The organism is Nocardia jiangxiensis NBRC 101359, assembly GCF_000308615.1.
Lineage (GTDB): Bacteria > Actinomycetota > Actinomycetes > Mycobacteriales > Mycobacteriaceae > Nocardia > Nocardia jiangxiensis.
In genome coordinates this window covers 42,834-56,389 of record NZ_BAGB01000166.1, presented here as the reverse complement: position 1 = coordinate 56,389, position 13,556 = coordinate 42,834, and the positions used below count along the sequence as shown (strand labels likewise).

Sequence of the window (13,556 nt, the reverse complement as noted above, 5' to 3'; positions counted from 1 at the left end):
GTTACCGCCCCACCTGGGCCCAGTACGGATCGCGGAGCACCTTCTTGTACAGCTTTCCGTTGTCCTGCCGGGGGAGTTCGCGAGCGAAATCGATGGATCGCGGCCATTTGTACGGGGCCAGCCGATTCTTGCAGTGGTCGAGCAGCCGCTGCGTCAACTCCGGGCCCGCGTCGGCCCAATGAGCAGGCTGGACAACGGCTTTCACCTGTTCGCCGAGTTCGGTGTCCGGCACTCCGAAGGCGGCCACATCCGCTACCTCCGGGTGCAGGATCAGCACGTCCTCGATCTCACGGGGATAGATGTTGACCCCGCCGGCGATGATCGTGAAATCGCGCCGGTCGGTGAGGTACAGGTAGCCGTCGGCGTCCAGCCGCCCGATATCGCCGAGGGTATGCCAGCTCGGATGTTGCCGATGAGAGACCGCCGCGGTGCGCTCGGGGTCGCGGTGATAGCTGAAATTCGCTGCGGCGGTGTCGAAATACACGGTGCCGACCTCGTCGACCGGCAGTTCCTCGCCGTTCTCGTCGCAGATGTGGACGGTGCATCCCACCGGCCGGCCGACTGAGCCCGGATGTTCCAGCCATTGCTCACCGGACAGGGCGGTGGTGCCGAAATTCTCTGTGCCGGAGTAATACTCGGTGATGATCGATCCCCACCAGTCGATCATTCGTGATTTGACCTCGATCGGGCACGGCGCCGCGGCGTGCACGGCGATTCGCATACTGGACAGGTCGTAGCGGGACCGGATTCGCGGTGCCAGCTTCAGCATCCGAACGAACATCGTCGGCACCCATTGACTCGACGTGACCGAGTACTGCTCGATCGCGCGCAGGGCGGCCTCGGCGTCGAATCTCGGCATGATGGCCACCGTGCCGCCGGTACAGTGCACCAAGCACGAAACACGCAGTGGGGCAGCATGATACAACGGGGCCGGCGACAGGAATACGGTTTCGGCATCGAGACCGAACAGGGCGCGTCCGCTGGGCAGCAACTCCGCATCGCCGTCGGCGGCCGGATGATCGGGCAGCGGGTAGCGGATGCCCTTGGGCCGGCCGGTGGTTCCGGAACTGTAGAGCATGAAAGTGCCGCGGACCTGTTCGCCCTCCGGCTCACCGGAATGGCGTGCGGCCGCGGCGTCCAGCGATTCGTAGGACGGGCTGGTGCCATCGAGCATGAAACGCCGGACGACGCCGGGAGTGAGCGCAACGATCTCCTCGGCCACCTCGGCCAGCGCTGTGGTCGTGATGACCACCTTCGCCGTGCTGTCGTTGACCAGATAGGCGACCTCGGCGGCGGTCAGGTGTGAGTTGACCGGCGTGACGTACAAACCGGAATTCAGTCCCGCCCAGACCAGTTCGAAATATCGCAGGTGGTTCTCGGCGAGAATCACATAGTGGTCCCCGGGCCGCAATCCGGCCTCCCGCAGCAGCCGGACGAGCCGGTTCGCCCCGGCGACCAGGTCCGCGTAGGTCTGGACGGCCCCGGTGGCGGTATCGATGACCGCCGGTTTATCCGGCGTGGACGCGGCGAAGTGGGCTGGATACACGAACTCTCCCATTGATGTTCGATGCGCTGGTGCGCGACGCGATCGTCGATCACGTCGCGCTGCTTCACGATGTGCTGATGCTGTGCACCCAGTGGCCGGCCCGGTCGAAGAACTCGGCGCCGTTGAGCGCCAGATTCATCGAATGGCCCGATCCCGGCAGCACATAGGTATCGAGCTTCGCGCGGGGGAAGAACGGGCGTTCGGACCCGTACAGGGCCGCGGCGCTGGAGCAGTCGGTGAGTGAGCCGCCGCCGCCCTGCGCACAGAAGACGTTGTCCGCGCTACCGTTCGCGATGAGCACCGGTACCGCGATATCGAAGGTGGCGGGAATGAACACCGGAATGGTGGCCAGGATGCCGACCGTCCCGGCGGTGCGCGTGGCTTCGTCGGCGGCCACGACCCAGGGATCGGAGTCGGCCGGTGCGTAGAAGGCGGCCCGGCGGGCGCCGGGAACGCTCAGGTAGCCGAGGTCGCCGGCGGGGACCTGCCCTGCGGTGGCAGGGTCGTCCAGGGCCGGCCGTGCCGCGCCGACGATGGTGGCTATGCCGCCGGGGCCGGGTGCGTGTGACGCGCCGCTGATCAGCAGCCCGTCCACGTCGTGGTAGGTGCCGACCTCGAGCATCGAGGTCAGTGAACCGAACGAGTGGCCCACGAGCACGACCTCGTCCCAGGTGCGGCCGAGGGCGCCGGCGCGGGCGGCCCCGATGACCTCGTGCACGGCCTGCGCGGCCGACAACGCCGAGACCTGCAGTCCGATCGGCTTGGAGCTCTTGCCGACGCCGATCGGGTCGATGGCGAGGGTGGCCAATCCATTGCGGGCGGCATGTCGGACGTAGGAGTAGCGACCGCCGAATCCGGGGAAGTCCCAGTAGGTTCGGTCGTAGGTGGCGCCGGGCACGAGGATCTGCAGTACGGGCGACGGATCGGCGGGCCGGCAATATGTTCCGGCGATGTGGGCGGCATTCGGGCCGCCCGGGGCGAGGGTGACCGGAATCGAGACATCCCGGCAACTGGTCTCGGCCGCCGGTGCGGCGGTGGCCGGTGCCGCTAGGCCCGTGATAGCCACGGCGGCGATGACCGCCGACCAGACTCGCGTTCCCCGCAGACTTCTCATCATTGATCGCCTTCCGTTGTGCCCCGTGTCGAGGATGCTAACAGCGAAGAGGCAAATGAGATTACTTATTCATCTAATTGAAGGTATGAGATCAGGTCAGGGCGAGTGTGGTCAGGATGTCGGGGGTGAAAGCGGCGGCCGATGGCGTCCACGGACCGGAGTGGATGCCAGCGAGCGCCGCCGTCGTCTCCGGTCGCTCGGCCACGAGTTGGAACATGCGAGCCCGTGTGGCGGCGCGGTCGGGTACCCCGAAGGCCGAGAGCAGGTCGGTGAGTGCGGTGGCGAAGCGCAGCCGGGCCATGCGCACGGTGCGTTCCTCGGTGTAGCCGCGCAATGTCTCCGGTGTCCAGGTCCGATTGTCGAGCAGCGCTTCGGCGAGTACCCGGGCGTCGCGCAGCGCGATGCTCAGCCCCTGGGCGCCGACGGGGTTGCTCCAGCCGGCCGCGTCACCGATCAGGGCCACGCCCGGGGTGACGGGGGTATCGGTCCAGGCGTCGGTCAGCGGGAAGGTGGCGCAGGGGCCGATCGGATCCGCGTCGGCCAGGGCGTCGCCGCACGGTAGCGCGGGGGTTCGGTAGGCATCGAGAAACCGGCTGGTCCGGTCCGGACCGGTGATGCGTTCGGGATCGGTGGTGCGGCGGCCGACGTAGAGCCGGATCCGGCCGTCCGCACGCGGAATGACGATGTACTGATTGCGCCCGCTCACCGCGATCGTGGTCTCGCTGCGATCCCAAGCGCCGTGGTCGTCGACCAGCATGCCCGACAACATCACTCGCGGGGTGGTGATGGTGAACGGGATCGCGGCCGCGGTGCGAGTGGCCGAGGTCTTGCCGTCGGCGCCGACGACGAGGCGGCAGTCCAGACGATGCTCGGTTCCCGCGCTCTGATAGCCGACCGACGGCGCGTCGCCGGTCTCGATGACACAGCGGCCGATGCCGCGCACGACCGTGGCGCCCGCCTTCGTCGCCGCGGTGGCCAGTGCCTCGCGCAGCTCGGGATGGCCGACCCCGATGACGCCGGGCGCATCCGGTACCGCCGCACTGAGATCGATGGCGGCGCGCCGGGCCCGGGCGATGTCGAGGCTCTCGTCGTAGGGCACCATGCGGGTGATCACCGAGGCGCCGCACGTGCCGGTGATGGCGTCGGCGATGCCGAGCTCGACCGCCTCGAGGAATCCCCACGGCACCAGGGCCTCGCCGCGTACCTGGTCCCGATACACGGGCTCCCGCTCGAGTACGGTCACCGCGAGTCCGGCGGTCGCCAGCCGGGCTGCGAGCGCGCATCCGGCCACGCCGCCGCCGATTATGACTGCATCACAACGCATTTCGTCCTCCTGAGGCTCATTTACTGGCACATAATGGGCGATCCATTTACTGTGACATAATGAGTCGCGGAACGCGAGGGGTTCGAGCGCACGGAGGTGTCGATGGCACGTCAGCGTGGTGGGACGCAACCGGTCCCGTTGTCGGCGCAGGACATCGTCGAAGCCGCACTGCGGATAGTCGAGCGGTGCGGCCTGGATCTGCTGACGGTGCGCGCGGTCGCCGAGGAGCTCGGAGTCACGCCGCCCGCGGTGCACTATCACCTGCGCGGCGGGGACGATCTGGCCGATCGCGTGATCGAGGCGGTGGCCTGCCGGGTCGAGATCGCCGTCGACCCCGAGGCGAACTGGGTGGATCGGTACGCCGGTCTGGTATCGAGCATGGACCGCACCTTTCTGCGTTACCCGGGCACGGGTACGCGAGTGCTCACGGCCTCAAGCGATTCCGCGGCCGCCCGGCGCTTGACGGGTGCGGCGCTGTCGATCCTGCGCACCGGCGGCTTCGGTGAGACGGAGGCGGTCGACCTCTTCACGGCCACCTATCTGATGTTCGCCGGATGGCTGGCCACCCGTGGCCTGCGGGAGACCGGCGGAACCCATCCGGCCCTGCTCGCCGCCGGTGTCACGGCACCGGATCTGGCGGACGGCACGGCGCTCGACCGGGCGCTGCGGCGGCTGCTGGAAAGCGCCGCGGCGGTCCGGCCGGGCGCCGGAAATCAAGGAAACAACCCACGAGACAGGAGAAAGAGATGACCGAAACCACTGCGGTCGAACGCTATTTCGCCGCATGGAACGCCGGTGACGCCGACGCCATCATGGCCGTGCTCGATGCGGACGTCGTGCTGGAGGATGTGCCCAGCGGTCACGTCGCCCGCGGCCCCGGCGAGGCACGGGCTTTCGTCGCAGGGGCGCTGGAGAAGGCGCCCGGGGCCTCCTACGACGTGGTCAGCAGTCAGATCAGCGGTGATGCGTTCGTCGTGGAATGGATCATGCAGCCGATGGGCTTGCGTGGCGCGTCCGTCGGAGCACTGCGCGAGGGCCGCATCAGCGCCAACCGCGACTATTGGAACGCGGGTCCGGCGCCGGCCTGAGCGCTCGCCCGGAATGCGCGCACGCCGCGGTCGCGGCGCTCGCGCGCACCGGCCGCCGAATCAGCTCGATCCGCAAAATTAGAATATTTAGATAACTGATTCTACTATGGGGGTGATATCGCCCATCGTCGCGACCGGGTGGCCGCGGGGTGCTCGCGGTCGCGACGGGCGATCGGAGCGAGACAAGGAGAAGATATGACTCTGGCCGACAGTGTGGTCTTGGTGACCGGTGGTGCGGGCGGACTCGGCGAGGCCGTCGTCCGGGAGGTCGCCGCGGCCGGCGCCGCGGTGGTGATCGCCGATCTCGCCGACGAGAAGGCCGAGAAACTCGCTGCCGACCTCGGTGTCAAGGCCAAGTACGTGCGCACCGACGTGACCGACGAGGACAGTGTGCGCAATGCGGTGGCCGAGGCCGGAAAGCTCGGCACCTTCCGGTACGCGGTGGTGGCGCACGGCGGTTTCGGCGTCGCGGAGAAGGTGGTCGGCAAGGACGGTAGCCCGGCGAGCCTGCAGGGCTTCACCAAGACCATCGACCTGTATCTGACCGGTACCTACAACGTACTGCGCATCGCGGCGGCGGCCATCGCCGGGAACGAGCCCGACGAGGACGGGCAGCGCGGCGCGATCGTCGCCACGGCCAGTATCGCCGCCTTCGAGGGCCAGATCGGTCAGATCGCCTACTCGGCGGCCAAGGCGGGTGTGGTCGGCATGACCATCGTGGCCGCCCGCGACCTCGGGTCGCTGGGCGTCCGGGTGGTCACCATCGCGCCGGGCACCATGCGCACGCCGATCATGGAGTCCGTGGGCGAGCAGGCGCTGGCCAAATTCGCCGCCAACATCCCGAATCCGCGGCGGCTGGGAAAGCCGGAGGAATACGGTGCGCTCGCGCGCCACATTCTGGAGAACGCCTACCTCAACGGCGAGACCATCCGGCTCGACGGGGCGCAGCGGTTCACCCCGCGGTGACCCGGTAGCGGGAGCCCGGCCCCGGCCGGGCCCGGATGATCGGATCGTGCCCTCGTGCGGCGGCTGGTTGCGTGGAGATTCGCTACTCGATGGTCCCGGACCCTTGCCCGTGATTCAGATCATATAGTTAAATAGATTGAATCATTTTGAGGAGTAGTCAATGCCACTTCAGCCTTGGATGAAGCTCATCTCCGTCGACGATCACCTGATCGAACATCCGACGGTCTGGCAGGACCGGTTACCGGCCAACCTCCGGGAGCTCGGTCCGCGCATCATCGAGATCCCGCGTGAGGGGGGTCTGCCGCCGATCCAGTCCTGGGAGTACGAGGGCCGGCCGTATCCCTACATCGGACTCAATGCCGTGGCGGGTAAGAAACCCGAGGAGTACGGGCTCGAGCCGGTCCGCTACGACGATATGATCCCCGGCTGTTACGACCCGAAGGCCCGGCTGGCCGATATGGATATCGACGGGGTGGAGGCCATGATGTGCTTCCCGTCGTTCCCGCGATTCTGCGGCACCGTCTTTCTCGAGGCCGAGGACAAGGATCTGGCGCTGCTGTGCGTGCGGGCCTACAACGATTTCGTGCTCGACGAATGGTGCGCGGCCGCGCCGGGGCGCCTGATTCCGGTGGTCATTCTGCCGTTGTGGGATGCGCAGGAGTCGGTGCGCGAGATTCACCGGGTCGCGGCCAAGGGGGCGAAGGCGATTTCGTTCCCGGATATGCCGCACGCCCTCGCGCTCCCGTCGGTGCACACCGATTTCTGGGATCCGGTGCTGTCGGCCGCCGAGGAAACCGGCATTCCGCTGTGCCAGCACTTCGGCAGCGGCGGAGCCACCTCGGTTCCGCAGATCGCGCCCGAGGCGCCGTTCGCGGTGATGATCAACTTGATGGGCACCAACAGCATGCACGCGACCGCGGACTGGTTGTTCGCACCGACGCTGCACAAGCATCCGAAACTCAAGATCGGCCTGTCCGAGGGCGGTATCGGATGGGTGCCCTATATCGTCGAGCGCGCCGACTACGTGTGGCGCAAGCACCGGTACTACCAGAACATCAATCAGGACGTGCCGCCGTCGGAGTTGTTCGAGCGGCATTTCCACGGCTGCTTCATCGAGGACGACTTCGGCATCGCCAATCGCCACATCATCGGCGTCGACCGGATCACCTGGGAATGCGACTACCCGCATTCGGACTCGTTCTGGCCGGCCAGCCGCAAGCGCGCCGAGGAGACCTTCGCCGACGTGCCCGACGACGAGGTGCACAAGATCGTCGAGTTGAACGCTCGCCGGTTCTACAATCTGCCCGCGGCCGCTCCGGTGCCGGCGGGCGCGGCGAGTAGCTGAGGTCGCGATGAGTGACGAGCGGATCGCCGCGGACGATTGGACCGATACCGATCTGCTGACCAAGCGGGAGGCCGCAGAACGGCTCGACAACGAGATCACGGTCGTCACCGCGGAATTGGCGACGCTGACCGCGGCCGGTGGTGATGGCGCGGCCATCGAACTGCTGACCCGGCGGCTGTCGGCCATGTGGTACGCGAGGGATGCGCTGAGCCGCTGAGTTCACCGGGGCGCCCGGCCGGATCGGCCGGGCGCCCCGATGTCTTCCGGCCCGGTATCGGCGCGGCCTCCCCGGGGCGACCCGGCATAAATAGTACTATTATATAGTTCATATAGTTTATTCTTCGGGCGGCGGGAGGTAAGTGTGGCAGTCGATTCCACGGCCGGGGCGGCGCGTGACGCGCAACGATCCCCGGCCTATGGCACCACTCAACGTGTCCGAGTGCCCAAGATGGCCGAACTCGTCGCGGCCGAACTGCGACGCCAGATCATCCGGGGCGAGTTGCCCGAAGGTGAGGCGCTGTCGTCGGAGACGGAGCTGATGAGCCGGTTCGGCGTGTCGCGGCCGACGCTGCGCGAGGCGTACCGGGTGCTCGAGTCCGAACGGCTGATCGTCATCCGCCGCGGCGCCAATGGCGGGGCGCGCGTGCAGCCGCCGCGCCGCGAAGTCGCCGCCCGCTATGCGGGTTTCATCCTCGAATATCAGGGCGCCTCGGTCAAAGACGTCTACGAAGCCCGCGCCGCGCTCGAGGTGCCGAGCGTCGGGCGGCTGGCGCTGCGCCGGTCCGCGGCCGATCTGGCCGCGCTCACCGAGGCGCTGGATCGCTACGACAGCGAAGACGACCCGCTGGGGTCGATCCGGCTGCACGGCGAATTCCATCAGCTGGTGGTGCGGCTGGCCGGTAACGAAACCCTGACGCTGCTCTCGGAGATGGTGCATCACATCATCGAGACCGCCAATGTGACGCTGCAACCCAACAGCGGTCCCTCCGCCGAGCGGGCCCGGCGCAACACCGGCAGGACCCATCGCAAGCTCGTCGAGCTCGTCCGCGAGCGGGATGCGCGTGCGGCGGAGGAGCTGTGGCGTCGTCACCTCGGTGAAGCCGAAGGCTACGTCCTGGGTGACGACGCGGGCGCCAGCGTGCTGGATCTGCTCGACTGAGCGTCACGTTCGGCTGAGCGTCACAGCCGCCCGTCGCGGCGCAGTTCGGCGGGCACCCACTCCGGTGAGCGACGCTGCTTGAAGGCGTGGAAGCCCTCCAGCGCCTCGGGTCCGGCGAGGCTGGACTCCATCGCGATACGGGCGAAATGTCCGAGGTAACCGTCCAGGCTGGCCTTGATCTCCCGGCGCGCCGCCGGTGCGGTGCGGCAGATTTGGGCCAGGGCTTCGGTTGCGGCACTGCGAAGTTCGTGATGGGGTACCACCCGCGACACCAGGCCCCAGTCCCATGCCTCCTGCGCGGACAGCGTTCGACCGGTGAGCAGCAGGTCGCGGGCGCGCACCGCGCCGACGACGCGAGCGAGCACCTGGGCGTAGTAGGTATCGGCGATGCCGCGCAACAGTTCCGGGACCCGGAAACTCGCCCGGTCGCTGACGACCGCCAGGTCGCTGCACATCGCGATCATCAGGCCGCCGCCCTGGCACAGGCCGTTGACCGCGCATACCACGGGCTTGGCCGAACGGCGCAGCGTGTCGAACGGCGTGACATCCATGCCGAGGGTCGCTTCGAAATCCAGCCAGTCGTCGACGCCGCCCTTGCCGAGATCACCGCCCGGGACGAAGGTGTCGCCGGTCCCGGTCAGCAGGAGTCCGGCCACGGCGGGATCGCGGTCGACGCGATTTATCGCGTATCGCAGGCCGAAGTACATCGCCGGTGTCAGCGCATTGCGGGCCTCGGGCCGGTCCACCGTGCAGACCGCGAAGACGCCCTCGCGTTCGAACCGTAGATACGGGGTGCCGAGCCAATCGCCCGAGGGCGGCCGGGGCTGCGCGTGTGTGGACATCGTCTTCCCTTCGTCGGCGAAACCGATCCTGATACAGTTAACTCATTCTGCTATATGTCGCTTACGGACGCCAGAGTTGACGGTTGGATCATCGCCTGAGGTATGCGATGTAGTGCGCAGAATCTGAACAGCTATCGAAAACTTGACACTTTCGTCAAGAAACACCTACTGTGGAGGTCGACGCAGTAGCCACACTGCAGCAGCCGTTTTCGGATAGGGGACATCCCATGACGCAGTTCACCGACGCGCCGATATTCGACGCCGATCAGCACATGTACGAGACGCCGGAGGCGCTGACTCGCCATCTGCCCGAGAAGTACCACCGCGCAGTGCAATTCGTGAAGGTCGGGAATGCGGCGCGGATCGCGATCCTTGGCCGGATCACCGAATACATCCCGAATCCGACATTCGACCGGGTGGCCGCGCCGGGTTCGTGGGAGAAGTTCTTCGCCGGCCGCAACGCCGAGGGTAAATCGCTGCGCGAGCTGTCGATCGGCATCGATGCCGAACCGTCGTTCCGGGAGCCCGGACCCCGCATCGCCGAACTCGACCGGCAGGGCGTCGATGAGGCGCTGGTCTATCCGACGCTGGCGAATTTGGTCGAGCACTCCGCGGCCGAGGACCCCGAACTGGTGGTCGCGGTGATCCACGCACTGAACCGGTGGATGCTCGACACCTGGGGCTACACCCACCAGAACCGCCTGTTCATGACGCCGGTGATCAGCGCGGCCCTGGTCGAGGACGCCCGCCGCGAACTGGCCTACGTCGTGGAGAACGGGGCCAAGGTGGTGTTGATGAAGCCGGCGCCGGTCAAGGGCCTGCGTGGCTGGCGCTCGCCGGCGCTGCCGGAGTTCGACCCGTTCTGGAGCGATGTCGAGCAGGCGGGTATCCCGGTGGTCTTCCACGCCAGCCAGCCGCCGCTGGACGGCTACATCAATCAGTGGGAGCCGCCGGAGACCAACAGCCATCTGGAAATGAGCGCGTTCCGCTGGATCGCGTTGGGGCACCGCGAGATCGCCGATATGATGACCAGCCTCATCTGCCACGGCACGCTGACCCGGTTCCCGAAGCTGCGCGTGGCCAGCGTGGAGAACGGCAGCGCCTGGATCAAGCCGCTGTTCGACGATTTCGAGGCCACCTATGCCAAGATGCCGCAGGCATTCCCGGAGCACCCGCACGAGGTGTTCCGCCGCAACATCTGGGTCAGCCCGTTCTGGGAGGGCAAGGTCGCCGATGTGGTGCACACCGTCGGCTGGGACAAGGTGCTGTTCGGCTCGGACTTCCCGCATCCGGAGGGCCTGGCCGAACCGCGTGGGTTCTACAAATACGCCGAGGGCATGGACGAGCGGCGCACCCGCGATTTCATGGGCGACAACGCGCGCCGTCTGCTCGGTCTGCCCGTGCGCAACCCCGCCGGTGACAGCGTGCCGGTCCCCGCATAAGTCGAAATACCCTGTGCCACGCCGCGGTAGGACCGGCGGCGTGGCACACGCCGGTGTGCGGCCGGCCCCGTCGGCCCGGCGCGAAGGTGTGCGCCGAGAAAGGTGTGAGATGTCGCTGGAGTCGGTACCGATAACGTCTGCGACCCTGCTGGATCTGCTGGAGGTGGAGCAGATCGATCGCGATCTGCATCGTTCGGTCGTGCTCTTCGACGAGCCGTTCTCGCTGTACGGCGGGCAGGTCGCCGCGCAGGCCCTGCACGCCGCCGGGCGGACGGTGCCGCAGGGCCGGTTGCCGCATTCGCTGCACTGCTACTACCTGCGCGGGGGCAGCGCGGCGCGGCCGGTGGTGTACCGGGTCGACCGGGACCGTGACGGCCGGTCGTATTCGGCGCGCCGGGTGACCGCGTTGCAGGACGGCGAGGTCATCTTCACGATGTCCGCGTCGTTCGCGGTGCCGCGCCACGACGCGGACCACGAGGTCGAGCCGATGCCCGATATCGCGCCGCCGGAACTGCTGCCCGAATGGGAATTCGAGCGTATGTGGTCGATGCGGGCGAGGGTGCCCCCGCAGCGGACCCCGTCGACGCCGTGGCCCAGCCTGTTCTGGGCGCGCAGCGCGGTCGAGCTGCCGGACTCGCCGCTCGTGCACGCCTGCGTGCTGACCTACCTGTCCGATACGTCCAGCGGTCTGGTGGATGTGCCGGGCGGTGCGCAGTGGGCGGGCTCGACGCTGGACCACAGCGTGTGGTTCCATCGCCCGGCGCGCCTGGACGAGTGGGTGATGGTGGACCTGATCCCGCGGACCGTGGCCGGAGGGCGGGGCCTGTACACCGGCACGGTCCGCCGGGCCGACGGCGCCACGGTCGCCACCCTGGCTCAGGAATCCCTGTTCCGGGAGCCGCCTCCCGGCAAGCCCCTCGCCAAGATCTGAATCGCCGCAGAAATGAAACCTGAAGCGCCGCCGGAATTTCCGGCGGCGATCGGTTCGTGCGGGGCCGTGGTCCGCCGTGGTCGTCAGGGGGTGTTCTTGGCCGCGGGCCGCAGCGCGGGTGCCGCCCGCCAGTCCTGAAGTCCGTAATCGACCGTGCCGACCGGGGTTTCGCCGCGCGAGATCTCACTCCAGTGGGCGTGGTTGAGCTGATGGATCGTGAAGCAGGCGTCCAGGGCCGTGCTGAAGCCCTGGGCGTCCTGTGCCTGGTTGACCGAATCCTTGATCAGCAGGGCCGCCATCGACGGCACCTTGCCGATGCGGGCCGCGAATTCGACCGTCCGCTCCGACAGGGTCTCGGCGGGGAAGACCTTGCTCACCATCCCGAGCGCGTACGCCTGCTCGGCGTCGATCGAATCACCGGTCAGCAGTAGCTCTTTGGCCTTGCGCGGGCCGAATTCCCATGGGTGGGCGAAGTATTCGACACCGCACATGCCCAGCCGGGTGCCGACGACGTCGGCGAACGCGGTGTCCTCGGCGGCCACGATGAGATCGCAGCACCAGGCCAGCATGAGTCCCGCCGACAGCACCTTGCCGTGCACCTGGGCGATGGTGATCTTGCGCAGCTGCCGCCAGCGCTTGGTGTTCTCGAAGTAGTAGTGCCACTCCTGGCGCACCCGCGACTCGGCGCCGTCGAGGGTGCCCCCGTTGCATTGGAAGCTCGGATGCCGGCCGGGGCCCGGTTCGCGTTCGGCGATGCTCTCGGCGGTACCCAGATCGTGCCCGGCCGAGAACGCCGGCCCGTCGCCGCGCAGAATCACCACCCGCACCGTGTCGTCGGATTCGGCACGCGCGAACGCCTCGCCCAATTCCACGAGCATGCCGCGATTCTGGGCGTTGCGTGCCTGCGGCCGGTTCAGGGTGATGCGTGCGATGCGGCCGTGTTCGAGGGTTTCATAGCGGATGTAGCGGTAACTCATTCGGGCGCCTTTCCCGGCAGGTGTCGACAACGAACTCCGGAATCCATTTGACGATAATGACAAACTAGCTCGTTCCGAGCCCGGGCCGTGTCGGATGAGGATGGAAATCTCCTGTTGTCTATCAGAACCGGACCGCCCTTCGATAGTATTTGACGATGACGTCAAGTAAGGATAATGGAAGCACATCGAGCGCCCGCGCCGCCGAGGCGATGGCCGACCGCGCCGGATTGGCCGTCGTATGCGTCGAATGCCAGAACGGTGTGATCGGCCCGGAGTCGGTGCTGCCGGCCCTGGCCGCCGAGACGCATGCGGTCGTATCGGATATCGCCCGGCTGGTGACCGCCGCCCGCGGTGCGGGCATCCCGGTGGTGCACGCGACGTTCGAGGGGTTCGTCGTCGGCGGCCGGCCCGGGAAGGCGCCGCTGTGGCGTGCACTGAACGGAGCCGGAGCCGACCGATGGCAGCCCGGGGACCCGGCCACCCAGGTCGTCACGGAGCTGTTCGATCCGGCCGACATCGTGCTCGGACGGCGTCAGGGGCTCTCGCCCACTCGTGGCACCGAACTGCTTCCGGTACTGCGCAGCATGGGAATTCACACCATCGTGCTGGCGGGAGTCTCGGTGAACGTGGCTCTGCCGCTGACCGCCGCCGATGCGAGCGAGGACGGATTCCGGGTGGTGGTCGCGCGTGACGCGGTGACGGGCAGCCCGGCCGAGTACGCGCGGCAGGCGTTGCGCCATACGATCGCGATGCTGGCCGATATCGTCACCGTCGACGACCTGACCGCCGCCTGGGCCGCGCCGGCGGTGCGCGCGTAGCGCC

Annotated in this window: 13 protein-coding genes and 1 pseudogene; 9 read left to right on the top strand and 5 right to left on the bottom strand. The window is 67.6% G+C overall.

All coding sequences use genetic code 11. The features are described from left to right. Window position 1 precedes the first annotated feature (1 nt). The 3 genes from ON40_RS40575 to ON40_RS40565 all read right to left on the bottom strand — a co-directional run bounded on the left by ON40_RS40575 (window position 2) and on the right by ON40_RS40565 (window position 3,984). Entirely contained in the window at window positions 2-1,558 is a 1,557-nt protein-coding gene (locus ON40_RS40575; RefSeq protein ID WP_245568208.1) for an acyl-CoA synthetase, read from the bottom strand. Between the two features lie 52 nt (window positions 1,559-1,610). Next, complete coding sequence (locus tag ON40_RS40570; RefSeq protein ID WP_063713203.1) at window positions 1,611-2,660, bottom strand: serine aminopeptidase domain-containing protein; 1,050 nt, start codon at window positions 2,658-2,660, stop codon at window positions 1,611-1,613. A gap of 91 nt (window positions 2,661-2,751) precedes the next feature. Beyond that, window positions 2,752-3,984 carry an FAD-dependent oxidoreductase gene (locus tag ON40_RS40565; RefSeq protein ID WP_040830886.1) on the bottom strand — a complete coding sequence of 411 codons (1,233 nt, stop codon included), beginning with the start codon at window positions 3,982-3,984 and terminating at the stop codon, window positions 2,752-2,754. 102 nt (window positions 3,985-4,086) lie between these two features. Here ON40_RS40565 and ON40_RS40560 point away from each other — a divergent pair, with 102 nt between their 5' ends. The 6 genes from ON40_RS40560 to ON40_RS40535 all read left to right on the top strand — a co-directional run bounded on the left by ON40_RS40560 (window position 4,087) and on the right by ON40_RS40535 (window position 8,542). Then, window positions 4,087-4,734: a TetR/AcrR family transcriptional regulator gene (locus ON40_RS40560; RefSeq protein ID WP_083896313.1), complete on the top strand. Its 648-nt coding sequence runs from the start codon at window positions 4,087-4,089 to the stop codon at window positions 4,732-4,734. After that, on the top strand, window positions 4,731-5,072 hold the full coding sequence (locus tag ON40_RS40555; protein ID WP_040830884.1) for a nuclear transport factor 2 family protein: 342 nt from the start codon (window positions 4,731-4,733) through the stop codon (window positions 5,070-5,072). The genes ON40_RS40560 and ON40_RS40555 overlap by 4 nt, the downstream gene beginning before the upstream one ends. Before the next feature lie 195 nt (window positions 5,073-5,267). Continuing rightward, window positions 5,268-6,038 (top strand): SDR family NAD(P)-dependent oxidoreductase, encoded by a 771-nt coding sequence (locus tag ON40_RS40550; RefSeq protein WP_040830882.1) that lies wholly within the window; start codon window positions 5,268-5,270, stop codon window positions 6,036-6,038. Window positions 6,039-6,198: 160 nt separating this feature from the next. Continuing rightward, a complete protein-coding gene (locus ON40_RS40545) occupies window positions 6,199-7,383 on the top strand; it encodes an amidohydrolase family protein (protein WP_085997879.1) in 1,185 nt (394 codons plus the stop codon). A 7-nt stretch (window positions 7,384-7,390) separates the two neighbouring features. Then, entirely contained in the window at window positions 7,391-7,600 is a 210-nt protein-coding gene (locus tag ON40_RS40540) for a hypothetical protein (RefSeq protein WP_040830880.1), read from the top strand. Window positions 7,601-7,831: 231 nt separating this feature from the next. Next, window positions 7,832-8,542, top strand: coding sequence for a FadR/GntR family transcriptional regulator (locus ON40_RS40535; RefSeq protein ID WP_040830963.1), 711 nt, complete (start codon window positions 7,832-7,834; stop codon window positions 8,540-8,542). A gap of 20 nt (window positions 8,543-8,562) precedes the next feature. Here ON40_RS40535 and ON40_RS40530 read toward each other — a convergent pair whose 3' ends face one another. Then, complete coding sequence (locus tag ON40_RS40530) at window positions 8,563-9,384, bottom strand: enoyl-CoA hydratase/isomerase family protein (protein WP_040830878.1); 822 nt, start codon at window positions 9,382-9,384, stop codon at window positions 8,563-8,565. Between the two features lie 227 nt (window positions 9,385-9,611). On the opposite strand from ON40_RS40530, the gene ON40_RS40525 reads away from it, so the two are divergent. Together ON40_RS40525 and ON40_RS40520 are read left to right on the top strand one after the other, a co-directional pair. Continuing rightward, the gene (locus ON40_RS40525) at window positions 9,612-10,826 is read left to right on the top strand and encodes an amidohydrolase family protein (protein WP_040830877.1); all 1,215 of its coding nucleotides are present in this window, start codon (window positions 9,612-9,614) and stop codon (window positions 10,824-10,826) included. Between the two features lie 109 nt (window positions 10,827-10,935). After that, window positions 10,936-11,757, top strand: coding sequence for an acyl-CoA thioesterase (locus ON40_RS40520; RefSeq protein WP_040830876.1), 822 nt, complete (start codon window positions 10,936-10,938; stop codon window positions 11,755-11,757). An 83-nt stretch (window positions 11,758-11,840) separates the two neighbouring features. Here ON40_RS40520 and ON40_RS40515 read toward each other — a convergent pair. Next, window positions 11,841-12,777 (bottom strand): annotated as a pseudogene (locus ON40_RS40515) (enoyl-CoA hydratase). A gap of 112 nt (window positions 12,778-12,889) precedes the next feature. Between ON40_RS40515 and ON40_RS40510 the strand changes: the two are divergent. Then, window positions 12,890-13,552, top strand: a complete 663-nt coding sequence (locus tag ON40_RS40510) for a cysteine hydrolase family protein (protein ID WP_306305414.1) — start codon at window positions 12,890-12,892, stop codon at window positions 13,550-13,552. Window positions 13,553-13,556: the final 4 nt, after the last annotated feature.